The following is a 25,702-nucleotide window of genomic DNA, read 5'->3' on the forward strand; positions in this document are numbered from 1 at the left end:
TGTGCGCCGTCATCCGCGGCGCCTATCCAGATACGGCAATCCCGCCGGACGGGTTGCCGCTACGCGGTCGAACAATAAAAGGTCCGGCGGACAATATTGACCGATTCCAAAGACCAGCAGTCTGTTTTCTATACCGTTGCCGCTGTGGCCAAACTAGGGCTTGGTCCATCGGACGGCCCCCTTTTCAATCCACCCTTACGCCACGCGTACCGGGCTTTTCACTTGGCCGGTCCGGCAGTTGCCAGCCGTTTGGCCAGAAACGCATCAATTGCCTGCGCCATCGCGCCGACCGTCTTGTTCCGCCAGTTTTCCGATACCAGAAGCTCGAGGTCACCCTTGTTCGAGACGTAACCGAGTTCGACCAGCACCGAAGGGACGTCCGGGGCCTTCAGAACCCGGAAACCGGCAGATTTCAACGGGTGCTTGTGCATCCGCACGGTATTCTTCATTTCACTCATCAGGGTCCGTGCAAACCGGTTTGAAAAGGTTTTGGTCTCCCGCTGCACCAGGTCGATCAGGATGTCGGCGACTTCGGTCGGCTCGTCGACGAGGCTTACTCCGCCAATCGCGTCCGACTTATTTTCGGTATCGGCCAGCCGCTCTGCCTCGGAGTCGGAGGCCTTATCGGAAAGCGTGTAGATGGTGGCGCCATGGGCGTCGCCCTCGCCGCGCGGCAAAGCGTCGGCATGGATCGAGACGAACAGTGCCGCCGCCTCGTTGCGCGCGACCTTCACGCGGTCGCCAAGCGGTATGAAAGTGTCGTCCGTCCGAGTCATGACGACGCGATACTTGCCCGATTTCTCGATCCTGTCGCGCAGCGCCAGGCCGAAGGTCAGCACCAAGTTCTTTTCCATGATATCGCCGCCGCCGGCCTGGGTACCGTTGTCGACACCGCCATGACCGGGATCGATCACGATCACCGGCCGCTTGTCGGGTGCTTGCGGCGGCTGGGCGATTGACGAATCCGGCTGAGCGGCAGCGTTGGCCTCGGCGATCGCGGGCCGCAGTTCGGGGCGGCTTTCCCGCGGCAGCGACTGGACAAAGGCGGTGCGGTCCACCTGTTCGAATTCGAGCACCAGCCGCGGCGGTTGGCCGTTGGCCGCTTCCAGTACATAGGATTTGGCGATCTTGGCCGGCCCCGTCAGGTCGAACACGATCCGTGATCCGCCCGGCATGACGAGACCATAACGGAACGCCTTGACCAGCCCCCGTCCCCCGACTCCGATCCCGGCGGGAAGATTGAAGCCGAGCTGGGGAAGATCGACGACCACGCGATAAGGGTCCGCCAGCGCGAAGGCGCGAAACTGAACCGGCTTGTCCAGATCGAGGATGAAACGGGTCTGCCTGGCATCGCCTGCCAGCCGGGCATCAGACGCGATCGGGAAATTCGATACCGTCGCCGGGCCGGGGACGGCAGCGACGGAAGCCGGCGGTTGAGAAGCTCCCCCCTGGGCCGCGCAGGAGCCAATCATCTGGGTGCACAGCAATGCTGCGGCGCACAACAGCCCACATCCCAGCAAAACAAGGTGATTTGCGCGGCTCGCCAACGATTCGGTGCCTCCGGAGGAGCCTTCCCTTACCGCATTAGAACCGCAGGGTTAATCGAAGCTTAACGTTTAACCACCGAAAAAACAGCGACTGTTGCCGTGCAGCGACGTCGGAGGGCGGGTTCCCTTGCGCTTCCCTTGCACGGAGCCCCCGATCCACGTATGTACGAGGTGCTGACGGCTAATACTCCCGGTTGTGTCGCGTTCAGCCTCCCGGTGCAGCGCCGGAACCTCCGAAGCCCGGAGGAACCTGCGTCTTTCCCGATCCCTCCACAGCCAGCGCCGCGCGCGGCTGACACGGAGCGGCGGTTTCGAGCCCGAGCGGCGTCCGGTCCCAGGTACTTTTTCCAGGGGCGGTTTAAGACACGGCAAAACTGATTATCCGGACCCTAATGGTCCGATATGCGATGGCCGGCGGGCGTTTAGGCGCCGAACCGGGCCTTCAGCGATAAATACGGCGGTATCCCTTTCCGCCAACATGTTCAGACGGGCCGACGCTTGATGCGCCAGACTGTGTTGCCGACCAAGATCCACGGAACGATCGCGCCGACGCGAGGCGGAAGCTTCGCGCGTCACATCGCTCCGGTGGGCCCCCGTTCGGCGCGGCGCCAAGAAGTGCGTTTTGGCCTTCCCCTCACCCCCGAATCAGGTGGACCGTCGCGTCACCGGGCCGCGCAATTTGCGCGCGCCACGCACCGCGCCCGCCCCCGTCAAGAGTTCCAAAATGCCCAACAAGATGTTGATCGACGCCACCCACCCGGAAGAGACCCGGGTCGTTGTGGTCCGCGGCAACCGCGTCGAAGAATTTGATTTCGAGACCGCCCAACGCAAGCAGCTCCGCGGCAATATCTATCTCGCCAAGGTCACGCGCGTAGAACCGTCGCTGCAGGCGGCGTTCATCGAATATGGCGGCAACCGCCATGGTTTCCTGGCGTTCAGCGAAATCCACCCCGATTACTACCAGATCCCGGTCGCCGACCGTCAGGCGCTGATCGAGGCCGACGAGCGCGCCCATCGCGAGGCCGAGGAAGAGAGCGAGAGCCGCTCCAGCCATCGCCGCCGCTCGCGCCACCGCAATGCGCGCCGCCGCGGCCATGGCGACCGCGTCCAGAGCGACGTGGTCGAGGGTAGCAGCGAGGATCCCTCGCAGGCCGCCCAGCCCTATGAGCGCCAAGAAAGTTTTCAAGATCAGGATTTTCAAGAACATCTGCACGAGCCTGACGCCGTGCAGGCCGGCGATACGCCGGCGCATGACGCCGAACATCACGCCGAAGCGGCTCCTCACGATCGTGATGCGCACGACCATGAGGCGTATAGTGACGAGCGGGCGCATGATGGCGACCGCCCCGCACAGGATCACGACGAGCCCGAACAGGCGCGGGCCGCGAGCGAAGCGCCGGTCGCGGAGGTGCAATCCGATGCGCCTGCCCCTGCTTCGGTCGAAGCTGCCGAGGTGCAGGCCGAGGACGGCCATGACGACCGTCACGACGAGGAGCGCGCGCGAGAAAACGCCGCCCATGCCGACGACGTGCCGCACGTCGAGCACGTCGGCGATTATACTCCTCCTCCCGACGAACCCGCCGCGGCTCTGGAAGCCGACGACGGCCATGACGACGAGGACGATGGCGAGGACGCCGAAGAGGAAGTCGTCGAATCCGTCGGTGGCGACGACGTGCTGGAGGAAGTTCCGGAGCGCCCGTTCCGGCCACGCCGCCAGTACAAGATTCAGGAAGTCATCAAGCGCCGCCAGGTGATGCTGGTGCAGGTCGTCAAGGAAGAGCGCGGCAACAAGGGCGCGGCGTTGACGACCTACCTCTCGCTGGCCGGCCGCTATGCCGTCCTGATGCCCAACACTGCCCGCGGCGGCGGCATCAGCCGCAAGATCACCTCGGCCCAGGACCGTTCGCGGCTGAAGGAAGTGGTGCAGGACCTCGACGTGCCCGAGGGCATGGGGATCATCCTGCGCACCGCCGGCGCCTCGCGGACCAAGCCCGAGATCAAGCGCGACTTCGAATATCTGATCCGGATGTGGGAGACCGTGCGCGACATGACGCTGAAGTCGCAGGCCCCCACCCTCGTGTACGAGGAAGGCTCGCTGATCAAGCGCTCGCTGCGCGACCTCTACAACAAGGAAATCGACGAGATCCAGGTAGCCGGCGAATCCGGATACCAGGAAGCGCGCGACTTCATGAAGATGCTGATGCCCTCGAACGTGCGAGCGGTGAAGCAGTATCGCGATGGCCAGCCGCTGTTCTCGCGGATGGGGGTGGAGAGCCAGCTCGACGCGATGTTCTCGCCGACCGTGCAGCTACGCTCCGGCGGCTACATCGTCATCAACCAGACCGAGGCGCTGGTTTCGATCGACGTCAACTCCGGCCGCTCGACCCGCGAACATCACATCGAGGACACCGCGCTCAAAACCAATCTCGAGGCGGCCGAGGAAGTGGCGCGGCAGTTGCGTCTGCGCGATCTCGCCGGCCTGATCGTCATCGACTTCATCGACATGGACGAGAAGCGCAACAACCGCGCGGTCGAACGCAAGCTCTCCGACTGCCTACGGCAGGATCGCGCGCGCATCCAGGTCGGACGCATCTCGCATTTCGGTCTTCTGGAGATGTCGCGCCAGCGCATCCGTGCCAGCGTGCTGGAAAGCTCGACCGAGCCCTGCCCGCAATGCGGCGGCAGCGGTCATGTGCGCTCGGTCTCCTCGGTCGCGCTGCAATTGCTGCGCGGCATCGAGGAAATCCTGATGAAGGGCGCGACCCACAATCTGGTGGTGCGCACCCGCACCGACGTGGCGCTCTATGTGCTCAACCACAAGCGCGGCCACCTGCGCGATCTCGAAAACGCCTTCAAGGTTACGCTCGCCGTCGTCGCCGACGCTACCGTGAGCGGCCAGCAGTCATACGTCATCGACCGCGGCGAGCAGGTGCACACGCTGGAAGCCGCCAAGGCATTGCTGGCGGCGCAGGCTGCCGCCTTCCCGCCGCAAGTCGAGGAAGCCTATGACGACGACGAGGTGTTCGACATCGAGACCGAGTCCGAGATCGAAACCGAGGAAACCGAGGGGCTGACCGACGATGCCGTCGAGGCAGCGGTGGGCGAAGGCGAAGGCGACGGTCACCGCCGCAAGCGGCGCCGGCGCCGGCGCGGCCGTGGTGAGCCGCGTGAAAGTGGTGCCCCGCGCGAGGACGGTGATGCGATGCGCGTCGCAAGCGAGACCATCGAAGGCGCGATCGCCGAGGACGGCGAAGCCGACGAGGACGAAGGCGACGAACAGGCCGGCACGGTCCGTGGCGATCAACTTGCCAGTGGCGAGCGGCGCCCGCGCCGCCGCGGCCGTCGCGGCGGACGCCGCCGGCGCGGTACCGGACTGGAAGATGGTCTTGCCGGGTCGATCGCAGACGAACTCGAGCCGCCCCCAGCTCCGGAGGCGACCAGCGCGGTTGCCGATTTCGAGGGCGCCTCGTCCGATCCCGCGCCATCACTGGTGCAGGCCGACACCCAGCCCGAACCGGTCTCGCCGCCGGCGGAGATGCGGCCTACGGCCGATGCCCAGCCGGAGCCGGTTGCGACTGAGCCGGCGCCAACCGCTGAGGAAACCAGGCAAGAGGCCGAGCGCGCCGCGGCGCGGCGACGCTCGACCGTGCGCGAGAAAGTCAGCTTCTTGACCAGCGCTCCGGCTGAACCGGCGCCCGCCGCCAGCCAGAACGCGCCAGAGCCGATTGTGCAACCCGCGCCCGCTCCAGCCGAACCTGCGCCGGCCTCATCGGGCGAAGTCGCGCCACGCAAGGCAGGCTGGTGGTCACGGCGCTTCGGCAGCGGCGAGTAAGGAATCGAACCCAAAAAGAAAACCGCCCGGCGCAAACCGGGCGGTTTTTGCTGTCTGACGCGACGGCTTAACCGCGCGGATCGAAAATCCGCCGGATCGCAGGCACGAGAGCAGCGCCGAGCGCGTTCTTGATCAGCGATGCCGCGATGAATGGCACAATGCCGACCAGCCACGCCTTTTCGACGCCGAGTTTCATGCCGAACGCAAGCCAACCAAATCCGGCGGCAAGAATGAGAATGTGCCCGAACGCCATCGCCACGAATAGCCGGAGCACCGATCGGTCCCAGCCGCGCTCGCTCAACCATCCCGTCAGGAAGGCCGCTGCCACGAAGCCGACGAGATATCCGGCCGTCGGACCGACGAACGGTGCGAGGCCACCGACCGGGCCCGCGAATACCGGAAATCCGATCGCCCCCTCCGCCAGATAGGCCACGAGTGTAGCGCTGCCGAGCCGCCAGCCATAGGCTGCGCCGATCACCAGCACGACCAGTGTCTGCAGCGTCATCGGTACGTAGGGCAACGGCAGATTGACCTTCGCCGACAAGGTCAGCAGCGCCGTTCCCAACGCGACCAGGATCACGCTACGCAACAGGCCCGACGATCCATCGGCGCGATGCGGCCACAGCAGCGCGGCGAGCGGGAAATGCGATGGCGCGACGGTTTCAGTCATGGTTCTGGCGGACACGGATGGCTCCTGGTTGGTTATAGGTGTGGATGAAGTGTGTGACAGGCCGGAGGGATTATCGCAGCCAACGCGCGATGCGCGTCACGGCTTCGCGCATCTCGTCGGCCGAGCGCGCATAAGAGAAGCGAATGAAGTTGCGGCCGTGGATCGGATCGAAGTCGACGCCCGGCGTCGCCGCCACCTGCGCCTTCTCCAACATGCGGCCGGCAAACTCGAAACTGTCGGACGTGAAATCCGAAACATCGGCGTAGAGATAGAACGCGCCATCGGCCGGCAGGAACTTGGTGAGACCGGCCTTCGGCAATCCCTCGATCAAGATGCGGCGGTTCTCCTGATAGCCGCGCCTGATCGCCTCCATCTCTTCGCGGCCTTCGAATGCCGCTTCGGCCGCGATCTGCGACAGCGTCGGTACCGAGATCGACAGGTTCTGCTGCAGCCGCTCGATCGGGCGCACCAGAGACTCCGGTACCACCATCCAGCCGACCCGCCAGCCGGTCATGCAGAAATATTTCGAGAACGAATTGATCACGAGCGCGTGCGGCGAAAGCTCCGCCGCCGTCACCGCCGGAAACGCATAGTCGAGCCCATGATAGATCTCGTCGGAAATGAAGCGGATGCCTGCGCCTTCTGCCGCGTTGATCAGGCCGGTGAGCGCTTCGCGCGACATCATCGTTCCCGTCGGATTGGCGGGGCTGCCGACCAGCACGCCCTTCAGCGGCGCCTTGCGATGCGCCGCCAGCAACGCCTCTCCCGTCAGCGCATGGCGTGTCGCGCTCGAGGTCTCGATCAGCACCGGCTCGCAACCGAGCGCGGTCAGAATATGCCGGTAGGGTGGATAACCCGGTACCGTGACCGCCACGCGATCCCCCGGCTCGAACATCGACAGGAACGCCAGAATGAATCCACCGGACGAGCCGGTCGTGATCACGATGCGGTCGGTATCGACAGCGCAGCCGTAAGTGTCGCGGTAATGCCTGGCAATCCGCGCACGCAGCGTGGGCATGCCGAGTGCGGAGGTGTAGTCGATCCGCGCCTCATCGAGCGCCGCGTGCGCGGCCGCGATCGCGGTTCTGGGCGCGGGCGCCGCCGGTTGCCCCACTTCCATGTGAATGACATGGCCGCCGGCCGCCTCGATGCGCGCTGCAGCCGCCATCACGTCCATCACCATGAAGGGCGGAACGTCGCTCCGCGCCGAGGGGGTCAACAGCGCTGTCGCGCGGTCTCTAAGTGTCGATTCCAGCATCGATCTCTGCTATTGCACGGGCGCCATCCGAATTCGGGTTCCCGAGCCGGTAAGCGCCCCAGACTGGCCGCATTCGATGGCTTGTTATAGCGTTTTCAAGCGAAGTGATACCGGCTCGGTGAAGAAACGCGTTGAAACAACAAACTGGGACCCGTTTCTGATCTAATCGGAAACCGAACCGGCGTCCGGCAAATTCCGGATGCACTGACAATCGCCAAAAGACCGGAATCGCCAAAAGACCGCTCATGCTGCTCCGCATCGCCCTACGCAAGAAATCACTGAAGTTGACCACGTTGACGACTGCGGCCGCCCTTGCCGTCGCGCCGATGGCTGCGCTGGCGCAGGAGAACAGGGGCCCACCGGTGCTCCGCGACACCGAGACGGAACAATTGCTGCGCGAATATACGCGCCCGATCCTGCGCGCCGCCGGTCTGGAAAAGCAGAACATCCAGATGGTGATCATCAACCAGGGCGTCTTCAACGCCTTCGTTGCCGACGGCCGACGCATCTTCGTGAACTACGGCGCGATCATGCAATCGGAAACACCGAATCAGATCATCGGCGTGATGGCGCACGAAACCGGCCATCTTGCCGGCGGCCATCTCGCCAAGATGCGCGAGCAGATGGCGCATGCTCAGACGCAGATGATCATCGCCATGCTGCTTGGCGCCGGCGCGATGGTCGCGGGCGCGCAAGGCGGCAGCAGCAGCGGGTTGGCCAACGCCGGCGCGGCAATGTTTTCCGCGCCGGGAGAAATGATCCGCCGTAACCTGCTCTCCTATGTACGTCAGCAGGAGGAGAACGCCGACAAGGCCGGCGTGAAGTTTCTGACTGCTACAGGCCAGTCCGCCAAGGGCATGTACGAGACCTTCAGACGCTTCACCGACGAGAGCCTGTTCGCTGCGCGCGGCGCAGACCCTTATGTTCAGTCGCATCCGATGCCGGCCCAGCGCGTCGCCGCGCTGGAAGAACTGGCACGGTCGAGCCCTTATTGGGATAAAAAGGACGACCCTGCCCTGCAGCTACGCCACGACATGGTGCGCGCCAAGATATCGGCCTTCATGGAGCGGCAGGACACCGTGTACCGGCGCTATCCGTTGTCCAACAACAGCCTGCCTGCGCGCTACGCCCATGCTATCGCGACTTATCGGCACGGCGACCTGCGCAGCGCGCTCGCGCAGATCGACGCCCTGATTCAGCAGCAGCCCAACAATCCCTATTTCCACGAGGTGCGCGGCCAGGCGCTGCTCGAGGGCGGCAAGCCGCAGGAGGCGATCGCGCCGCTTCGCAAGGCCGTAGCACTCTCCAACCACGCGCCGCTCATCGAGATGATGCTTGGGCAGGCCCTCGTAGCAACCGGCAACAACGCCCACACCGACGAGGCGATTGCCATCCTGCGCGCGGCGGTAGCGCGCGAGAGCGAGGCGCCGATCGGCTATATGCAGCTTGCGATCGCCTATGGCCGAAAAGGAGATTACGCGCAGGCCGATCTGGCGTCAGCCCAGGCCGCCTACCTGCGCGGCGACAGCAAGACGGCGCGCGATCTCGCCTCACGGGCAAAAACACGCTTCGCGATCGGAACGCCGGGATGGGTCAAGGCTGACGACATCGTGAACACCAAGCCGCTGCCCGGCCAGAAGGGCAACTAGAATTAAGCCGCATTCGGCTATAATCGAACTTGGTCACCAAACTTGGCCATCAAGGACTTGGTATCAAGGACTTCGCTATCAAGGATTTGGCCAACCCGATCCAAGATATTATCGAGAAGCCGGCCTTCAGCAGAATTGCCCGGGAACTCGCCGCATAAGGATGTACCGATGCCCTCGTTCCGTCTTCTCATCCCCGCACTGTTCGCTTTGGCGCTCTGCGGCGCGCCGCTGCCCGCCTCCGCGCAGAGTTTTACCGACACCCAGCGCGGCGACATCGAGGCCATCGTCCGCAATTACCTGATCGCGCATCCCGAGGTGCTCGAAGAGGCGATGACCGAACTCAGCAAGCGTCAGGCCGCTGCCGAAGCCGCCAAGCACGAAGCCGGCGTCGCCAAGAACGCGGACGCGATCTTCAACTCGCCGCGCAACGTCACGGTCGGCAACAAGGACGGCGACGTCACCTTCGTCGAGTTCTTCGATTACAATTGCGGCTATTGCAAACGCGCGATGCTGGACATGATGGAGCTGATGAAGAGCGACCCGAAGCTCAAGGTCGTGCTCAAGGAGTTTCCGGTGCTGAGCGCGGGCTCGGTCGAAGCCGCTCAGGTCGGCGTCGCCGTGCGCATGCAGGATCCGACCGGCAAGAAATATCTCGACTTCCATCAGAAGCTTCTTACGGGCCGAGGCGCCGCCGACAAGGCACGCGCGATGGCCGTTGCCAAGGAAGTCGGCCTCGACATAGCGAAGCTGGAGAAAGATCTGAACAGCGCGGAGGTGCGTGGCACGCTCGAGGAAAACTTCAAGCTCGCCGAGGCCATGGGCATGAACGGCACGCCGAGCTACGTGATCGGCAAGCAGGTCGTGATCGGCGCGGTCGGCGTCGAGGCCCTACGCGAAAAGATCAGCAACGCCCGCTGCGGCAAGGCGACCTGCTGAGGCGACGCTTCGCGCATGGCGTAAAAGGCCGGCTCGACAGCCGGCCTTTTTCGTTTTCGTTGCAGCACTATGTGGCGCAGCGGTTCATCCCGCGTTCACAAAACAATGTCGGCGGAACCGCCAAGTATCAGGAACATCAGCTAATTCCTTTCGTTGTCGGCGCGGGCAACGCAGATACGTGAGGAGACATTCGATGAGTAATCGCTTTCTGATGACGGTCGCGGCAGCGGCCCTGATCGCCGGAACCGGCTTTGCGAATGCTCAAGGTACCGGCATGGGACGCGGCGACGCGGGGTCGGCCGGTTCTGCGGCGCAGCAGGGCGCGCCGTCTGAGCGGGGCGGTGCCGCTTCTGAGCGGGGCGGTGCCGGCACTATGCAGCAGCGCGAACCCCGCGGCACCACCGGCATGGGACAGTCCGAGCAGAAGTCGATGGGCGGTGAAAAGGCCCAACGCAGCGAAGACCGCAAGGGCGGCAAGGACATGAAGGCCGAGGGCAAAGAGGACCGCGGCAGCATGAAGGGCGACAAGGAGAAGGGCCAGACGACCGGCCAAGGCATGCAGCGTGAGCAGGGCACGACCCAGCGTGACCGCGACCGGACCACGACCCAGGGTCGTGACCAAATGCAGCGTGACCAGAAGGTCCAAGGCCAGCAGGACCGCGACCGCACGCAGACCCAGACCCAGGGCCGTGACCAAACGACCACAACAGGTCAGGCCGGCGCGGGCGGCAAGCTCTCGACCGAGCAGCGCACCCAGATCACCAACGTGATCAAGGAGACACGCGTTCAGCCGGTGACGAACGTGAACTTCTCGGTTTCGGTCGGCACCCGCATCCCGCGCGACGTGACCTTCCACACGCTGCCGCCGCGCGTGGTGACGATCTATCCGGAATGGCGCAGGTATAAGTACATCCTCGTCAGGGAGCAGATCGTGATCGTCGATCCGAACACCTACGAGATCGTGGCGATTCTGGACGCCTGACAGCGGCCTTTCGCAAGGATAAGGGCGGGTAGCAATGCCCGCCCTTTTCGCTGATCAAGGCCAGGACCAAGCCGCGCCAGGCCCGGCAATCGATTCACTCCATTGGTTAACGAATAAATTCAGCGGGTTATATCCGCCTTTTTATGAACAGGGTAAGGCCCTTGAAAGGCTCCCGGGACGGCCTAAAGGCTTCCCCTTGGCCGCGTTGTTACCTATAACCCCGCGACCCGCCCGCCCCCTTTTGCTGGAAACCGGATGGCCCAAGGAAGCGCCCAAGCCTCTGCCGCGACGATTTATGTGCTCAACGGCCCGAACCTCAACATGTTGGGGACGCGCGAGCCTGAAACCTATGGCCACGCAACGCTCGCCGACGTCGAAAAGCTGTGCGTCGAAACGGCGGCACAATTCGGCTTGAAGGCTGATTGCCGCCAGTCCAACCGCGAGGGCGAGTTGATCGACTTCATCCATGAGGCGCATGCGAAGAAGGCGGCCGGCATCATCATCAACGCCGGCGGTTATTCGCACACCTCGATCGCGTTGCACGATGCGCTGGTCGCGGTCAAAATCCCGACGGTGGAAGTGCACATCAGCAACATCCACGCCCGCGAGAGCTTCCGTCACCACTCCTTCACGGCCATGGCTGCCTTTGCATCGCTCTGTGGCTTCGGCGTCGACGGCTACCGGCTCGCAATATCAGGCCTGGCCGCCAAACTCGGCGTCAAGGCCAAGGACTGACTTCAAAAACTGACCTCAAACATCTGACGTCGAACGACACCTGACGCTTAAGCGTCACCCACATCGAGAATTCCGGATCAAGAGCATGGCCCGCCAGCCCGACAACAAGTCAGCGGACAAATCAGCCGCAAATCTAAAGAGCGACGACAGCGCGCTCATTCGCGAACTCGCGCTGTTGCTGGACGAGACCAGCCTGACCGAGATCGAGATCGAGCGCGCCGGGCTGCGGGTGCGCGTCGCGCGCAACATCAGCGTGTCGGCGGCGATGCCGGCGAGCTTCCAGCCGGCGCCGGCTGCGGCGGCAGCCATCGCTGCGGGGAGCGCGGCGGCTGCCGACCTGGCCAAGCATCCAGGCGTGGTCCCCTCGCCGATGGTCGGCACCGCCTATTGGGCGCCTGAGCCCGGCGCCAAGCCGTTCATCGAGGTCGGCACCAAGGTTTCGGCCGGCCAGACACTCCTGATCATCGAAGCGATGAAGACGATGAACCAGATCCCGTCGCCGCGTGCCGGCACGGTGACGCAAATTCTCGTCGAGGACGGCCAGCCGGTCGAATTCGGCGAGCCATTGGTCATTATTGAGTAGATGGCGAATGGCGAGTGGCGAATAGCGAATGGCCTTGAGCGCTGACCATTCGCCATTCTCCACTCGCTACTCGCCGGCGGGAGCCGCATGTTCGACAAGATCCTCATAGCCAATCGCGGCGAAATTGCCCTGCGCGTGCTGCGCGCGTGCAAGGAGCTCGGCATCTCCACCGTTGCCGTGCATTCCACCGCCGACGCCGACGCGATGCACGTGCGGCTCGCCGACGAGAGTGTCTGCATCGGGCCGCCGCCTTCCAAGGACTCCTATCTCAACGTCCCGGCGCTGCTCGCGGCCTGCGAGATAACGGGCGCGGATGCCGTGCATCCCGGCTACGGCTTTCTTTCCGAGAACGCCCGCTTCGCCGAAATCCTCGCCGAGCATAATCTGCATTTCATCGGCCCGAAGGCCGAACACATCCGCCTGATGGGCGACAAGATCGAGGCCAAGAAGACCGCCAAGCGGCTCGGCATTCCGGTGGTGCCGGGCTCCGACGGCGCGGTCTCGTCGGACGACGACGCGCTGGCGATCGGCAAGGCGATCGGTTTTCCGGTGCTGGTGAAAGCGGCGGCCGGCGGCGGCGGACGCGGCATGAAGGTGGCGCGCACCGCTGACGACCTGATGCTGGCGCTATCCACCGCCTCCAACGAGGCGAAATCCGCATTCGGCGACGCCTCGGTCTATCTCGAAAAATATCTGCAGAAGCCGCGCCACATCGAGATCCAAATTCTCGGTGACGGCCGCGGCGGTGCGATCCATCTCGGCGAGCGCGATTGCTCGCTGCAGCGCCGTCACCAGAAGGTCTGGGAAGAAGGCCCCTCGCCGGTTCTCGCCGCCGCCGCCCGCGCCAAGATCGGCGAGACCTGCGCCAAGGCGATGCGGGACATGAAATATCTCGGCGTCGGCACCATCGAATTTCTCTATGAGGATGGCGAGTTCTATTTCATCGAGATGAACACCCGCATCCAGGTCGAGCATCCCGTCACCGAGAGCATCACCGACATCGACCTCGTGCTGGAGCAAATCCGCATCGCCGCCGGCGGCGACCTGCCCGCGAAGCAGGAAGAGATCGCTATCATCGGGCATGCCATCGAATGCCGCGTCAATGCGGAAAACCCGCAGACCTTCCGCCCCTCGCCCGGCAAAATCACGCAATTCCATCCGCCCGGCGGGCTCGGCGTGCGGATCGATTCCGCGGTTTATCAAGGCTACGTCATTCCGCCCTACTATGATTCACTCGTCGGCAAGCTGATCGTGCACGGCAAGACTCGCGCCGAATGCCTGATGCGGCTGCGCCGGGCGCTCGACGAGATGGTGGTCGACGGCATCGAAACCACGCTGCCGCTGTTCCGGGCACTGGTCCGGGAGGCCGATATCATCAACGGCGACTACCACATTCACTGGCTCGAACAGTACCTCGCCGGCCAACCCGCGGACGGCTAGATCTCTCTGGCGAAAATTGCCTGAAATTTTCGACGGCCGATGGAACCGATGGGTTCCATCGCACGTTGGGATGTGCAGGGGTTGCCGGGGGCGCGTATTCCGCTTGTCCATGACGCGAGATCACCGTGATCGCTGATGTCCAGCGCAAGCGCGCCGTGGGCCACATCCTGCTGCTTGCGGCGGGGCTATTGGTGTTGACCGCCATCAGCGCGGGTTCGGTCCATCTGGTGAACAAGGCGCGCGAGGACGCGCGCGCGGTGCAGCGCACCGTCGAGGTCGAGAACCAGATATCGCTCGTCCAACTGCAATTGCGGCGTGCTGAAAGCGCGCAGCGCGGCTACCTCGCGACATTGCGCCCCGACTTTCGGACCGACTTTGAGCAAGCCATGTCCGAACTGGCGCCGGCGCTGACGCGGTTGGGCCGGCTTGTCAGCGACAATCCGGTTCAACGGGGGCTCATGAACGAGATGATGCCGCTCTACGACCAGCGCATCGAGGAATTCCGCACGACGATGGAGCTGGCCCGTTCCCAGCGCCTGAACGATGCCTCCAAGATCGTGCGCGAGGGCATCGGGCGCGACACCATGAAACACATTGACGATCTCGCCGTGCGGATGCGAACCGAGGAGGACCGTCTGTTTGTCGAGCGCACGACCAACGCCGACCGTAGCCAGACCCTGGCGGCCTCGATCACCGGCATCGGCTCGGGTTTGGTGGTCGTGCTGGCCGGCATCGCGATCTTCCTGGTCCGCCGTTCGTCGCGCGCACGCGACCAGGCCGACGCAAGGCTGCGCGACAGCCACCTCAACCTCGAGGCCACCATCGACGAGCGCACCGCCGACCTGCGCGAAGCCAATGACGAGATCCAGCGCTTCGCCTACATCGTCAGCCACGATCTGCGCTCGCCGCTGGTGAACATCATGGGCTTCACGAGCGAGCTGGAGGAATTGCGCAGCGACATCTTCAAGCGCATCGCAGCGCTTTCCCGCGGGCAATCCGAAGCGACGCCCGCCCCGGAAAATGCCACCGATACCGCCGAGCCCGTACTCGAAGGTCCCGACCAGAAGCTCTCGGAGGATTTCTCCGAGGCGCTCAGCTTCATCAAATCGTCGATCGGCAAGATGGACCGGCTGATATCGGCGATCCTCAATCTCACCCGCGAGGGGCGGCGCGAGTTCGAGCCGGTCTGGATCGATACCAAAGAGCTGATCGAGGGCATTGTGGCGACCGTGGCGCACCAGGCCGCCGAAGCCCAGGCCGAGATCCGGATCGACGCATTGCCGAATATCGTCAGCGATCGCCTTGCGCTGGAGCAGATATTCTCCAATCTGATCGATAATGCGCTCAAATATCTCAAGTCCGGCGTGCCCGGCGAAATCACGGTTCGCGGCCGCACCAAGCTCGGCTTTGCGGTTTTCGAGATGTCAGACAATGGCCGCGGCATCGATCCCAAGGACCATCAGCGCATTTTCGATTTGTTCCGCCGCGCGGGAACCCAGGACAAGCCGGGACAAGGCATCGGGCTTGCCCATGTCCGCGCATTGGTGCGCCGCTTGGGAGGAACCATGTCGGTCGCATCGGAACTTCACCAGGGCAGCACGTTCACGATCACACTGCCCATTAATTGGCCAGCAGGTAACCGGAACATACGGACATGAGTAATCCAGTCACCATCATCATGATCGAGGACGACGAGGGCCATGCTCGTCTGATCGAACGGAATATACGCCGGTCCGGCGTGAATAATGAGATAATACCGTTCACCAGCGGTACAGAAGCGGTGAACTACCTGTTCGGCAAGGACGGGACGGGCCTCGACCACAAGGGCGGCGCGCTCCTGATCCTGCTCGATCTCAACTTGCCCGATACGTCCGGTATCGACATTCTGAAGCGGGTGAAGGAAAACCAGTATCTCAAGACCACGCCGGTCGTGGTACTGACCACGACCGACGACTCCTACGAGATCAAGCGCTGCTACGAACTCGGTTGCAACGTCTACATCACCAAGCCGGTGAACTACGAAAGCTTCGCCAACGCCATTCGCCAACTCGGTCTGTTCTTCTCCGTCATTCAGGTCCCTCCGGCCGCCATATGAAACCCGCGACGCCGACGCTGCTCTACATCGACGACGACGCCGGCCTCGCCCGGCTGGTCGACCGCGGCTTGACGCGGGCAGGTTTCAAGGTCGTGCACGCGGCGGGCGGCGAAGAAGGGCTGGCGCGGCTGGCGCAAGGCGGTATCGACGTGATTGCGCTCGACCAGTACATGCCGGGTCTCGACGGCCTCGAAACGCTCGAACGCATCATGGCGATACCGGACGCCCCGCCGGTGGTGTTCGTCACGGCTGCGCAGGATTCGGCGATCGCTGTCACGGCGCTGAAGGCCGGCGCCGCCGACTATCTCGTCAAGGATACGCGGGGCGATTTCATTCCGCTGCTTCAGGTCGCGATCTCCGGCGCGCTCAGGCAGGCCGAGCTTCAACGGGCCCGCGACGAGGCCGAAGCCGAGGTTCACGCCTCGCGCGACCGCTATGCGGCGCTCGCCGCCGAACGTGAGGTGCTGCTGCGCGAAGTCAACCACCGCGTCGGCAACTCCCTGCAGATCATCGCCTCGCTGCTGCACTTGCAGGCCAATTCGGCGACCCAGGAGGACGTCAAGGCGGCGCTGACCAATGCGATGGGCCGCGTCGCAGCGGTCGCCCAGGTCCACCGCCGTCTCTACACCTCGCACGATCTCAAGAGCGTGCTCTTGAACCAGTATCTCGAAGCTCTGCTGGAAGATCTCCGCCGTTCGGCCGAAGGCAACAAGATGTCGCGGCTGACGCTCAAGGCCGAACCGATCGAGATCGACCCGGACCGCGCGGTGGCGATCGGCATCATCGTCAACGAACTGGTGATGAACGCCGTCAAATACGCCTATCCCGACGGCGCCGGTCCCATTCACGTCGAGCTCAAGCCCGAGGGCGAAGACCTCATGGTCTCGATCGCGGACGACGGCGTCGGCCTCAACGCCAAGTCAGACCCGCGCTCCACCGGCATGGGGCAACGCATCGTGAGCGCCATGGCCGCCAAACTGGATGCCAGTGCCGAGCGCGATCCCAACCACCACGGCACCAGGATCGTACTGCGTTTCCGCCGCACCGCGCCGGCGGCGCCGCCGAAGTCGACCAACGCTGCGGCGGGCTAAGCTAACCCTTCGCCGCCGCCGCTTCGATCGCGCGCGCAGCCGAGACAAGAACGTCCGCCACCTCGATCGCGCGGCGTGGGCCCAATCTGTTGCGCATGGCGGAGAGCGTAATCGCAGCGGCGGGCTGACCATCAGGAGTCCGGATCCAGGCCGAAAGCGACTTCGTTCCCTGCACCAGGCCGACATCACGCAGATTGTAGCCTCGGCGCCGCGCGAGCTGGATCTGTCCGAGCACGGTGGCCGTATCGGTCCGGTAAGCGCCAAACCGCGTTTCGTTGGCGAGCACGATCTTGCGCGCCTCTGCTGCCGGCATGGCGGCCAGGATCGCCACGCCAGCGCTGCTGACGCCCAGTGGACGCCGCACGCCGACCTCGATCGACAGCACCTGGATCGGATAGCTACCGATGCGGCGCGCCACACACAGCGTATCGAGGCCGGTGCGTACCGTGAGAAACAAGGTATCGCCGAGTTGCGCCGACGCTGCCGCCAGATGCGGCTCGGCTGCAACCATCAGGGGCGAACGCGACGGACGCGCCAGCGCCAGTTCGGGCACCTGGCGGCCGACGACATAATTTCCCGTCCGCTCGCTGCGTTCGACAATCCCCTCCTCGATCAGCACATGCACGATGCGATGCACCGTGGGGCGGGCAAGCGACGTCGCCTGCACGACTTCAGCCAGCGGTACGCCTCGTTCCCCACCAACCGCGAGCGTCCGCAGCACGGCCAACGCACGGCGGATCGCCTGCCCACCCTGCCGCGGCCCCCGTGTCTTTAACCGACCATTCGTCATATGCCCTGTCCGCTGTCCACAATGTGGACAAAAACACCACAATTTGGTCGACAGCGGAAGGGCTGCGCGCAACATCGCCGCGCGGAACAATACATGCGCATGCCGCTCGGACGGGGCTCGCGCAAACAAGAACGTAGCGGCAGATCTGCCGCTTTTCGGGAGAATGCGATGAAATTTTTCGCGATCGCAGGCGTCGCTCTGTCGACACTATTCACGGCAGCGTTGAACACACCGGCAGACGCCCAGCAATGGCCGGCGCGTCAGGTTAAGCTGATCGTCCCTTACCCGGCAGGCGGCAATGTCGATAGCGCGGCGCGCGTCATCGCCGACAAACTTCAGGCGAAGCTCGGCCAGCCGTTCATTGTGGAAAACAAGGCTGGCGCCGGCGGACTGATCGCCGGCGAGGCGTTCGCGAAAATGCCGCCCGACGGCTACAACTTGTTCGTCGGCGCCAACGGCCCGGTGCTGTTCGCACCCGAGATCGCCAAGCGCGAGGCCTACAACTGGAAGCGGGACTTCGTTCCCATCACTTCGATCACGATGACGCCCCTGGTGCTCGAAGTGCATCCGTCGGTGCAGGCCAAGGACCTGAAGGAATTCATCGAGCTCGCGCGCCGCGATCCGGGCAAGCTGACGATGGCCTCGCCCGGCCAGGGCACCACCAACCATCTGCTCAGCGAGCTCATGCAGTCGACGTTGGGCCTGCAATGGCTGACGGTGCACTACCGCGGCAACGCGCCCGCTCTCAACGACCTGATCGGCGGACAGGTGCAGTTTGCCCTCGACCAGATCTCGGTCGGGTTGCCTTCGATCAAGAGCGGCATGCTGCGCGCGCTCGCCGTCACCGGCAGCCGCCGCGCCTCCTGGCTGCCGGATGTCCCGACCTTCACCGAACTCGGCCACAAGGAATTTGACGGCCAGACCTTTACAGGCCTGTTCGCGCCCGCACGCACGCCGCCCGAGATCGTGACCAAGCTCCACGATACCCTCGCGGAGATCCTGAAAGATCCCGCCATCGTCGAGAAGTTCAACGCGCTCGGCGCCGAGGCCGTATCGATGACGCCAGCGGAGTTCACGAGCTACCTCGAGCGCGAGGACGCCAAGTGGATTCCCGTCGTCCGCAAGGCGAACATCAAGGCTGATTGAAGCACATCCAGATGCGGATCGATCCTGCATATCTCGACGCTGAAACGGCCTACCGGCTGATCACCGGCGTCGTGGTGCCCCGCCCGATCGCCTGGGTGACCAGCCTGTCGGGCGGCGGGGTGCTCAACCTCGCCCCCTTCTCCGCCTTTACGTTCGTCTCCCCGAAGCCACCGATGCTGGCCATCAGCGTCGGCCGCAAGGGTGGAATCTACAAGGATACCGCGCAGAACATCCTCAACAACGAGGAATATGTCGTTCACATCGCGGACTCCAGCCTGATGACGGCAGTGCACGAGAGCTCCACCGAACATCCGCCCGATGTCAGCGAGGTCGAGGAATTGCGGCTTTCGACGCTGCCGGGAGAGCGCATCAAGGTGCCTCGTATCGCAGCCGCGCCGATTGCGATGGAATGCCGCTTCCGGCAGTGCCTCGAATTCGGCGAGACCCGCAGCCGGCTCATCGTCGGCGAAGTACTGGTCTTCCACATCAGGGATGGCCTTTTGAACAACGGCAAGATCGAAACCGAGGCGCTCGACCCGATCGCCCGCATCGCCGGCCCGCGTTACGCCAAGCTCGGCGAGATCGTCACCTTAAAACCTGTATTCCAGACGTCGAAAACTGAATCCTGAAGCGTGCCTCGCCATCGCGCGCCGCGCTGATCCGGAGACCGATCGCATGTATCTTCTGAGCTATCTTGCAAACGGCAAGCCGCGCTTCGGCGCGAGCATCCCGGGCGGGGTGGTCGACCTGACCGAACGAACGAAGTTCGCCGACCTGCGGGCGCTGATCGCCGGAGGCGGGCTGGACATCGCGCGCCAGGCGATTGCCGGGCAGAAGCCGGACCATACGCTCGATGATCTCGTGCTGCTGCCGCCAATTCCGGCTCCGGAAAAGCTCTGGTGCATCGGCGTGAACTACAGGGATCGCAACGCCGAGTACAAGGACAACTCGGACCTGCCGAAATATCCAAGCCTGTTCGTCCGCAATCCCTCCTCCGTCGTCGGCTCCGGCCAGCCGATCGAGAAGCCGAAGGTCTCCGAACAGCTCGACTATGAAGGCGAGCTTGTGATCGTGATCGGCAAGGAAGGCCGGCACATTCCCCGCGAGCGCGCGTGGGAGCACATCCTCGGCATGACGCTGTGCAACGAGGGCAGCGTTCGCGACTGGCTGCACCACGGCAAGTTCAATGTCACCCAGGGCAAGAATTTTGACCGCTCGGGCAGTATCGGGCCGTGGATCGTCACGTCAGACGAATGCGATCCGCGCGGCCCGCATGACATCATCACCCGTGTCAACGGCGAGGTGCGCCAGAGCGACTCGACCGAGCGGCTGATGTTCCCGTTCGATTACCTGATCGCCTACCTCTCCACCTTTGCCACCTTAAGATCCGGCGACATGATCGCGACTGGTACCCCGACCGGGGCCGGCGCCCGCTTCACGCCGCCGCGCTGGCTCAAGGTCGGCGACGTCGTCGAGGTAGAGTCCGGAAAGATCGGTATCCTTCGCAACACCGTGGCGGCGGAGCGATAGAAGATGCTCGATCAACAAACCGTCGAACGGCTGGCGCAGCGCCTCGATGACGCCGAGCGCAGCAAGTCGCTGATCCCGGCGTTCACGCGCGAATATCCTGATCTCACAATCGAGGACGCCTACGCCATTCAGCGCGCCTGGACCAGGTTGCAGCTCTCCCGCGGCCGCATCGTCAGGGGCCACAAGATCGGCCTGACATCGAAAGCGATGCAAAACGCTGTCGGCATTTCCGAGCCGGATTACGGCGTGCTGTTCGCCGACATGTTCTATCCCGACGCGTCGCCGATCCCGTTCGACCGTTTCCGTGCGCCCCGTATCGAGGTCGAGCTGGCCTTCGTGCTGAAGACGCCGTTGAAGGGCCCGGATTGCACGCTGTTCGACGTGCTCAACGCCACCGATTACGTCACCCCGGCGCTCGAAATCCTGGAAACCCGGATGCATCGCGTCGATCCCGAGACGAAGGCGCCGCGCAAGGTGATGGATACGATCTCCGACAATGCCGCGAATGCGGCACTGGTCGTCGGTGGCCGGCCCATTCGTCCGCTCGACGCCGACCTGCGCTGGATCGGCGCGCTGTTGTTTCGCAACGGCCAGATCGAGGAGACCGGCATCGCCGCCGGCGTGCTCAACCACCCCGCCAACGGCGTGGCTTGGCTTGCCGATCGGCTGGCTGCCCAAGGCGAGTATCTCGAGGCCGGCGAAGTGGTGCTGGCGGGATCGTTTACGCGCCCGGTCGAGATCGTCAGGGGCGACACGTTTCATGCCGATTACGGCCGGTTCGGGTCGGTGTCCTGCCAGTTCGTCTGAACAAGAAGCATCCCGGAGGGAGACCAGCGATGACAAGGCGCAAGAGCATTCACATCGGCGAATTCAAGCACGCCAATCCCATTCCGAACGCCTGCCGCATCGGCAATATCCTGATGTCCGGCGTCATCCTCGGACGCGACCCCGCGACCGGCGCAATGCCCGAGCGCATCGAGGACCAGTGCGCCAACATGTTCGCGCATATGCAAGCAATCGTGGAAGCCGGCGGCGGCACGACTGATGACATCATCAAGATGACGGTATGGCTGCAGGATCGAAAGCAGCGCGCGCCGGTGAATACCGAATGGCTGAAGATGTTTCCCGACGAGCACTCTCGCCCTGCCCGCCATGCGCTGCAGATGGACATGGAGAATGGCGCGCTCGTGCAATGCGATTTCACCGCCGTGATCGACTGACCGCGATCAGACAAGGAACCCGAGATGCCGACCTATCTTCCGTTCGATCCGAACCCGCGCCGCCCCTCGAAACTGCCGCCGCCGAAGAGCGTCGACAGCCAGTTTCACGTGTTGGGGCCGCTGGAAAAATATCCGGTGCGCCCGGGTGCCGCCTACCAGATGCCAACCGCGACCTGGGAGGCAGCGCTTCGCGTCCACAAGGCGCTCGCCATCGAGCGCGGCATCATCGTACAGACCACGACCTATGGCGCCGATCATTCGGTGGTGCTCGATGGCCTCGCGGCGATGGGACCGAACTATCGCGGCTGTGCCAACGCGCTGGTGTTTGCCGAAGCCGATGACGCCTATCTCGCCAAGCTGCACGATGCCGGTGTCCGCGGCGCCCGTTTCAGCTTCCGGCAGGAACTCGGCGCCGTGCTCTCGGACAAGGATTTTGCCCGCGCCATCGCGAAGATTCGCGAACTCGGCTGGTACGCAAAAATCCAGCCGGAAAAAGACGGCATCGTCTCCAGCGTCGCGAAGTACGAAAACCTCGACGTCCCCGTGCTGATCGATCACATGGCGCGGCCGGACCCGACACGCGGCAAGGACGACCCGAACTTGCAGAAGATGCTGCAGCTTCTGTCCAAGGGCAATTTCTGGGTGATGCTGTCGCTCGGCGAAAAGACCTCGAAGAACGGTCCGCCCTGGGACGACGTGATCCCGATCGCGCGCGCCTATATCGAGGCGGCGCCCGACCGCTGCGTCTGGGCGAGCGACTGGCCCCATCCAGTGTCAGTGGTGCAGCCGCCCAATGATGCCGACCTGCTCGAACTTCTCTACCGCTATGTGGCCGATGAAGCGGAACTGAAGAGGATCCTGGTCAGCAACCCGGCCAAACTATTCGGCTACGAGGATTAGCTGAGCCTAGCGCAGGGCGGCCGTCACGAATAGCACGACAACGGGCAACGTCACCGCCGCCAACGTCGTGCCGAGCGCGACGGCGCCCGAGACGGCTTCGGTGAGCCGTCCGTACTGGGCCGAGAAGATGTAGGCGTTGGCGCCGGTCGGCATAGCGGCGAAAAGAACGACCACGGCCGCGGAAATCGGCGGCAAGGCCAGGACATGGAACGCGAGGACCGCCGCAACGGCCGGCATCGCCAAAAGCTTGAGCGCGCACATCACCGCCATGCCGAGGGCCTGGCCCTTGATCCTGAAACCAAAGAGATTGATGCCGAGCGCGATCAGGGCCGTGGGCGAGCCCGCCTGCGCCAGCAGTTCCAGAGTCTTGTCCGCGACAGGGTTCAGCCCCAATCCGGTGAGGCGCCAGAGAAAGCCGAAGCCGAGCGCGAGCATGATCGGATTACGCGCGATTTCGCGCACGGCCCGCAGCACCAGCAGCGGCGCCGTCTCGGAAGATTTTCGTTCCGCCCATGCCATCTGCAGCGTGCCGCAAAGCCAGAGCAGCGGCGTGTTGACCGACAGGATCAAGGCCATTGAGCCGGCGGCCTGACTTCCCAGCGCCGACAACGTCAGGGGAAGGCCGAGCATCACGATGTTGCCGTAGATCGAGCCGATCGCGAGCACCACGCCATCCGCCCGGGATTGCCGAAGAAGCGACGACGCCAGCAGCGCGACGATCCACGTGACCGCCGTTGCCCCGTAATAGGCGCCCCATACCGAGAAGGCGCTGACGGCGGGAAATTCCGCGATGACCACGATCCGGAACAGCAGCGCTGGAATAGCAATGCTGAAGGCGAACTCGGCAATGCCCTTGTGCGCCGTCGGCGAGATGAAACGCAGCGCGACTGCCGCATAACCCGCCGCAATCAAGGCGAACACCGGAACGACGATCAATACTGCGCTCATGCCGCACTCATCTTGGAAATTCGGCCGGGCGAATACCCCGTCGTCATCCGCTTCGTATGGATGCGGCTATGCTGCGCACCAATTCGTTATGGAACGTAGCATACGCCCCGTGCGTCCTGCTATCATCGGCACATGACCTCGCGCGAGTCTGCTGCTTCCGAAATCACGCCCGAAGTGCTGCTGCGGGCCTATGCCTGCGGCATCTTCCCGATGGCCGAGAGCGCCGGCGATCCGACGCTGTTCTGGGTCGAGCCGGAAATGCGCGGCGTCATTCCGATCGACGGCTTCCGCATCGCTTCGCGGCTTGCCCGCACCGTGCGTTCGGACACTTTCCGCGTTACCGTCGACACCGCCTTCAAGGCGGTCATCGCGGGCTGCGCGGCGCCGCAGCCGGGCCGCGACGACACCTGGATCAACAAGCGCATCCGCGATCTCTATCTCGGGCTCCACGAGCTCGGACACTGCCACAGCGTCGAGGTCTGGCAGGACGGCGACCTCACAGGCGGCCTTTACGGTGTCAGCCTGGGGCGGGCCTTCTTCGGCGAGAGCATGTTTCACCGCGCCCGCGACGCTTCCAAGGTGGCGCTGGTGCATCTGGTGGCGCGGATGATCGCAGGCGGGTTCGAGCTGCTCGACACGCAATATGTCACCGAACACCTGCGCAGCTTCGGCGCGGTCGAAATTCCAAGGCGCCGCTATCGCGCCTTGCTCGACAAGGCGATCGCGGGCGAGCCAGCGGATTTTATGCGATTGCCGCCCAGCGTCAGCGGTGCCGACGCACTCGCGATCATCGCGAAGGGCGCGTGATGAGCGTGTCCCGGACGCGGTGCAGCGTGCTCCCGGCGATGCGAAGCATCGTCCGGTACGCTGCACTGCTGAGCCGGGACCCATTCTCTACCGTCCGCGCAATATGGGTCCCGGTTCTGCAGCGCATCACCATAGCGCGTCGAAGACGCGCGTAACGCGCTGATGGTGCTGCGCAGCGCCCGGGACACGGATGCGCCGTGTATGGTGCTAATTACCGAACAATCCGCCAAACAATCCACCCGGCCGCTGTTGCGGCGGAGGCGGCGGCGGTGGGGCCTGCTGCGGCTGCTGCTGGAATTGCGGCTGCGGCGGCGGTCCCGGCGGGCGCGGCGCCGCCTGCTTCGGCGCCGGCGGACGCTTCGCAGCCGGCGGCGGCGCGGCCGACTTGGCCGGATCGGGCTGCGCGCTGACGATGGTCTGGTCAGGGCCTTTGCAGTCAGTCAGCCAGATATCATAGACCGGGTGCTCGACGCCGTGCAGTCCGGGACTGGCGGCGAACATCCAGCCCGAGAAGATCCGCTTCACCTCGCCTTGCAGCGTGATCTCGTCGACCTCGACGAACGCATCGGTGTTGGCAGCTTCCGTCGATGGGCGCGTGTAGCAGGCACTGGTCTTCACGCGCAGCGCGCCGAACTGCACGGTCTCGCCGATGTCCTCGTCGAAATTGATGATGCGGCCGGTGATCTTGTCGAGGCCGGAGAAGCTCGCCTTCTTGTTGGTGATCTTGGTGGCCGGCGGCTCGGACACGACCTCGTCGCCCGGCTGCAGGGTCGCCGGCGAATTGGGCACGCCCTTGGCCGGGGGCTGGCGCTGACCCGGCGGCGCGTTGGCGACGCCCGGACCTCCGGGCTGCGGCGGCTGAACCGCGACGCCCGGCTGCGTCCCCTGCGGAGGGGCGGTGGTGCCGGGCGGCGGCGCGAGCGGTTGCGACTGGAAGCTTCCCGGCGGCGGCGCGCCCTGCCCCGGCGGCGGGCGGTTCGGAGTCGGCAGCAGCCGGCCGCGCGGCAGTTCCGGCACTTCCTCGTCGTCGTCGGGGAATTGTTGCTGCTGTTGATTGCCGCGGGGAATGGCGCCCGGCGGCCGCAGCGGAGGATCGGAAAAGATATTGCCGATCTGCGCCTGCGCGGGCGGCGCAAGCGAAGTCGTGGTGGCGGCAATCAGGGCCGCAAGACCGGTCAGGGCAATGGTTCGAAGCATCTCGCGCGGCTTTAACAGGCGAATCGGGCTCGCGACATAGTACAGATTTGTCCGCCGCTCGCGTCCCTCCCGGTTAACACGGTGAATACGGCGGGGAAAGGGCGGTTTGCCCCCATCCTGCCGCAGTGAATCATGGCCTGGAAAGGCGGAAACCGTCCTCGGTGCTCGCCCCGTGATCTCGATCATGGCCCGGAAGGGCGGAAACCGTTCTCGGATGCCTGCCCCATGATCTCGATCATGGCCCGGAAAGGCGGAAACCGTCCTCCGATGCCTGACCCGTGATCTAGCCAGGCCCCGTTTCAGATGAAATAGTCGCTCCTATCGCGCGGCCACGCGCGAAAACCAC

23 protein-coding genes are annotated in these 25,702 nt (G+C 64.2%); 17 read left to right on the forward strand and 6 right to left on the reverse strand.

Annotated elements, in window-relative coordinates:
* Positions 1–218 precede the first annotated feature (218 nt).
* A complete protein-coding gene (locus V1277_RS33255) occupies positions 219–1,547 on the reverse strand; it encodes an N-acetylmuramoyl-L-alanine amidase (protein WP_334419956.1) in 1,329 nt (442 codons plus the stop codon).
* Between the two features lie 724 nt (positions 1,548–2,271).
* Between V1277_RS33255 and V1277_RS33260 the strand changes: the two genes are divergently transcribed.
* Positions 2,272–5,379: an Rne/Rng family ribonuclease gene (locus V1277_RS33260; protein WP_334419958.1), complete on the forward strand. Its 3,108-nt coding sequence runs from the start codon at positions 2,272–2,274 to the stop codon at positions 5,377–5,379.
* A gap of 67 nt (positions 5,380–5,446) precedes the next feature.
* Here the strand turns inward: V1277_RS33260 and V1277_RS33265 are convergent, their stop codons facing one another.
* Positions 5,447–6,049: a biotin transporter BioY gene (locus V1277_RS33265; RefSeq protein WP_442894612.1), complete on the reverse strand. Its 603-nt coding sequence runs from the start codon at positions 6,047–6,049 to the stop codon at positions 5,447–5,449.
* Positions 6,050–6,119: 70 nt separating this feature from the next.
* Positions 6,120–7,307 (reverse strand): pyridoxal phosphate-dependent aminotransferase, encoded by a 1,188-nt coding sequence (locus V1277_RS33270; protein ID WP_334419959.1) that lies wholly within the window; start codon positions 7,305–7,307, stop codon positions 6,120–6,122.
* 245 nt (positions 7,308–7,552) lie between these two features.
* On the opposite strand from V1277_RS33270, the gene V1277_RS33275 reads away from it, so the two are divergent.
* From V1277_RS33275 to V1277_RS33315, 9 genes are all read left to right on the forward strand, one after another.
* On the forward strand, positions 7,553–8,956 hold the full coding sequence (locus V1277_RS33275; protein WP_334375649.1) for a M48 family metalloprotease: 1,404 nt from the start codon (positions 7,553–7,555) through the stop codon (positions 8,954–8,956).
* Positions 8,957–9,124: 168 nt separating this feature from the next.
* Complete coding sequence (locus tag V1277_RS33280) at positions 9,125–9,892, forward strand: DsbA family protein (RefSeq protein ID WP_334419960.1); 768 nt, start codon at positions 9,125–9,127, stop codon at positions 9,890–9,892.
* Between the two features lie 193 nt (positions 9,893–10,085).
* Positions 10,086–10,874: a DUF1236 domain-containing protein gene (locus V1277_RS33285; RefSeq protein WP_334419962.1), complete on the forward strand. Its 789-nt coding sequence runs from the start codon at positions 10,086–10,088 to the stop codon at positions 10,872–10,874.
* 255 nt (positions 10,875–11,129) lie between these two features.
* Positions 11,130–11,609: a type II 3-dehydroquinate dehydratase gene (aroQ, locus tag V1277_RS33290; RefSeq protein WP_334419963.1), complete on the forward strand. Its 480-nt coding sequence runs from the start codon at positions 11,130–11,132 to the stop codon at positions 11,607–11,609.
* Positions 11,610–11,694: 85 nt separating this feature from the next.
* Positions 11,695–12,192, forward strand: coding sequence for an acetyl-CoA carboxylase biotin carboxyl carrier protein (gene accB, locus V1277_RS33295; protein ID WP_334375653.1), 498 nt, complete (start codon positions 11,695–11,697; stop codon positions 12,190–12,192).
* 87 nt (positions 12,193–12,279) lie between these two features.
* The gene (gene accC / locus V1277_RS33300; RefSeq protein WP_057845234.1) at positions 12,280–13,632 is read left to right on the forward strand and encodes an acetyl-CoA carboxylase biotin carboxylase subunit; all 1,353 of its coding nucleotides are present in this window, start codon (positions 12,280–12,282) and stop codon (positions 13,630–13,632) included.
* Positions 13,633–13,757: 125 nt separating this feature from the next.
* Positions 13,758–15,290 carry a sensor histidine kinase gene (locus tag V1277_RS33305; protein WP_334419965.1) on the forward strand — a complete coding sequence of 511 codons (1,533 nt, stop codon included), beginning with the start codon at positions 13,758–13,760 and terminating at the stop codon, positions 15,288–15,290.
* Complete coding sequence (locus V1277_RS33310; RefSeq protein ID WP_334375655.1) at positions 15,287–15,727, forward strand: response regulator; 441 nt, start codon at positions 15,287–15,289, stop codon at positions 15,725–15,727. The genes V1277_RS33305 and V1277_RS33310 overlap by 4 nt, the downstream gene beginning before the upstream one ends.
* Complete coding sequence (locus V1277_RS33315; RefSeq protein WP_334419966.1) at positions 15,724–16,818, forward strand: sensor histidine kinase; 1,095 nt, start codon at positions 15,724–15,726, stop codon at positions 16,816–16,818. Before V1277_RS33310 ends, V1277_RS33315 begins: the two co-directional genes overlap by 4 nt.
* Before the next feature lies 1 nt (position 16,819).
* On the opposite strand, the gene V1277_RS33320 is transcribed toward V1277_RS33315, so the two are convergent.
* Positions 16,820–17,608 (reverse strand): IclR family transcriptional regulator, encoded by a 789-nt coding sequence (locus tag V1277_RS33320; RefSeq protein WP_334419967.1) that lies wholly within the window; start codon positions 17,606–17,608, stop codon positions 16,820–16,822.
* A gap of 168 nt (positions 17,609–17,776) precedes the next feature.
* Between V1277_RS33320 and V1277_RS33325 the strand changes: the two genes are divergently transcribed.
* The 6 genes from V1277_RS33325 to V1277_RS33350 are packed head-to-tail and all read left to right on the forward strand — an operon-like array spanning position 17,777 to position 22,404.
* Complete coding sequence (locus V1277_RS33325) at positions 17,777–18,754, forward strand: Bug family tripartite tricarboxylate transporter substrate binding protein (protein ID WP_334419968.1); 978 nt, start codon at positions 17,777–17,779, stop codon at positions 18,752–18,754.
* An 11-nt stretch (positions 18,755–18,765) separates the two neighbouring features.
* A complete protein-coding gene (locus V1277_RS33330; RefSeq protein ID WP_334419969.1) occupies positions 18,766–19,383 on the forward strand; it encodes a flavin reductase family protein in 618 nt (205 codons plus the stop codon).
* Positions 19,384–19,429: 46 nt separating this feature from the next.
* Positions 19,430–20,284 carry a fumarylacetoacetate hydrolase family protein gene (locus tag V1277_RS33335; RefSeq protein ID WP_334419970.1) on the forward strand — a complete coding sequence of 285 codons (855 nt, stop codon included), beginning with the start codon at positions 19,430–19,432 and terminating at the stop codon, positions 20,282–20,284.
* 3 nt (positions 20,285–20,287) lie between these two features.
* Complete coding sequence (hpaH, locus tag V1277_RS33340; protein ID WP_334375661.1) at positions 20,288–21,091, forward strand: 2-oxo-hept-4-ene-1,7-dioate hydratase; 804 nt, start codon at positions 20,288–20,290, stop codon at positions 21,089–21,091.
* Between the two features lie 29 nt (positions 21,092–21,120).
* Positions 21,121–21,504, forward strand: a complete 384-nt coding sequence (locus V1277_RS33345; protein ID WP_334419971.1) for a RidA family protein — start codon at positions 21,121–21,123, stop codon at positions 21,502–21,504.
* A gap of 24 nt (positions 21,505–21,528) precedes the next feature.
* Entirely contained in the window at positions 21,529–22,404 is an 876-nt protein-coding gene (locus tag V1277_RS33350; RefSeq protein ID WP_334419972.1) for an amidohydrolase family protein, read from the forward strand.
* A 6-nt stretch (positions 22,405–22,410) separates the two neighbouring features.
* On the opposite strand, the gene V1277_RS33355 is transcribed toward V1277_RS33350, so the two are convergent.
* Positions 22,411–23,352 carry an AEC family transporter gene (locus V1277_RS33355; RefSeq protein WP_334419973.1) on the reverse strand — a complete coding sequence of 314 codons (942 nt, stop codon included), beginning with the start codon at positions 23,350–23,352 and terminating at the stop codon, positions 22,411–22,413.
* 132 nt (positions 23,353–23,484) lie between these two features.
* Here V1277_RS33355 and aat point away from each other — a divergent pair, with 132 nt between their 5' ends.
* Positions 23,485–24,159: a leucyl/phenylalanyl-tRNA--protein transferase gene (aat, locus tag V1277_RS33360; protein WP_334419974.1), complete on the forward strand. Its 675-nt coding sequence runs from the start codon at positions 23,485–23,487 to the stop codon at positions 24,157–24,159.
* Between the two features lie 207 nt (positions 24,160–24,366).
* On the opposite strand, the gene V1277_RS33365 is transcribed toward aat, so the two are convergent.
* Positions 24,367–25,356, reverse strand: coding sequence for a DUF2155 domain-containing protein (locus tag V1277_RS33365; RefSeq protein ID WP_334419976.1), 990 nt, complete (start codon positions 25,354–25,356; stop codon positions 24,367–24,369).
* Between the last annotated feature and the right edge of the window lie 346 nt (positions 25,357–25,702).

It is taken from the genome of Bradyrhizobium sp. AZCC 1588 (assembly GCF_036924735.1).
Lineage (GTDB): Bacteria > Pseudomonadota > Alphaproteobacteria > Rhizobiales > Xanthobacteraceae > Bradyrhizobium.

Excerpts from the sequence above, each read along its gene's own strand:
- V1277_RS33260 (WP_334419958.1), top strand. The coding sequence starts at position 2,272 with ATGCCCAACAAGATGTTGATCGACGCCACCCACCCGGAAGAGACCCGG.
- V1277_RS33265 (WP_442894612.1), bottom strand. The coding sequence starts at position 6,049 with ATGACTGAAACCGTCGCGCCATCGCATTTCCCGCTCGCCGCGCTGCTG.
- V1277_RS33270 (WP_334419959.1), bottom strand. The coding sequence starts at position 7,307 with ATGCTGGAATCGACACTTAGAGACCGCGCGACAGCGCTGTTGACCCCC.
- V1277_RS33275 (WP_334375649.1), top strand. The coding sequence starts at position 7,553 with ATGCTGCTCCGCATCGCCCTACGCAAGAAATCACTGAAGTTGACCACG.
- V1277_RS33280 (WP_334419960.1), top strand. The coding sequence starts at position 9,125 with ATGCCCTCGTTCCGTCTTCTCATCCCCGCACTGTTCGCTTTGGCGCTC.
- V1277_RS33285 (WP_334419962.1), top strand. The coding sequence starts at position 10,086 with ATGAGTAATCGCTTTCTGATGACGGTCGCGGCAGCGGCCCTGATCGCC.
- aroQ (WP_334419963.1), top strand. The coding sequence starts at position 11,130 with ATGGCCCAAGGAAGCGCCCAAGCCTCTGCCGCGACGATTTATGTGCTC.
- accB (WP_334375653.1), top strand. The coding sequence starts at position 11,695 with ATGGCCCGCCAGCCCGACAACAAGTCAGCGGACAAATCAGCCGCAAAT.
- accC (WP_057845234.1), top strand. The coding sequence starts at position 12,280 with ATGTTCGACAAGATCCTCATAGCCAATCGCGGCGAAATTGCCCTGCGC.
- V1277_RS33310 (WP_334375655.1), top strand. The coding sequence starts at position 15,287 with ATGAGTAATCCAGTCACCATCATCATGATCGAGGACGACGAGGGCCAT.
- V1277_RS33315 (WP_334419966.1), top strand. The coding sequence starts at position 15,724 with ATGAAACCCGCGACGCCGACGCTGCTCTACATCGACGACGACGCCGGC.
- V1277_RS33320 (WP_334419967.1), bottom strand. The coding sequence starts at position 17,608 with ATGACGAATGGTCGGTTAAAGACACGGGGGCCGCGGCAGGGTGGGCAG.
- V1277_RS33325 (WP_334419968.1), top strand. The coding sequence starts at position 17,777 with ATGAAATTTTTCGCGATCGCAGGCGTCGCTCTGTCGACACTATTCACG.
- V1277_RS33330 (WP_334419969.1), top strand. The coding sequence starts at position 18,766 with ATGCGGATCGATCCTGCATATCTCGACGCTGAAACGGCCTACCGGCTG.
- V1277_RS33335 (WP_334419970.1), top strand. The coding sequence starts at position 19,430 with ATGTATCTTCTGAGCTATCTTGCAAACGGCAAGCCGCGCTTCGGCGCG.
- hpaH (WP_334375661.1), top strand. The coding sequence starts at position 20,288 with ATGCTCGATCAACAAACCGTCGAACGGCTGGCGCAGCGCCTCGATGAC.
- V1277_RS33345 (WP_334419971.1), top strand. The coding sequence starts at position 21,121 with ATGACAAGGCGCAAGAGCATTCACATCGGCGAATTCAAGCACGCCAAT.
- V1277_RS33350 (WP_334419972.1), top strand. The coding sequence starts at position 21,529 with ATGCCGACCTATCTTCCGTTCGATCCGAACCCGCGCCGCCCCTCGAAA.
- V1277_RS33355 (WP_334419973.1), bottom strand. The coding sequence starts at position 23,352 with ATGAGCGCAGTATTGATCGTCGTTCCGGTGTTCGCCTTGATTGCGGCG.
- aat (WP_334419974.1), top strand. The coding sequence starts at position 23,485 with ATGACCTCGCGCGAGTCTGCTGCTTCCGAAATCACGCCCGAAGTGCTG.
- V1277_RS33365 (WP_334419976.1), bottom strand. The coding sequence starts at position 25,356 with ATGCTTCGAACCATTGCCCTGACCGGTCTTGCGGCCCTGATTGCCGCC.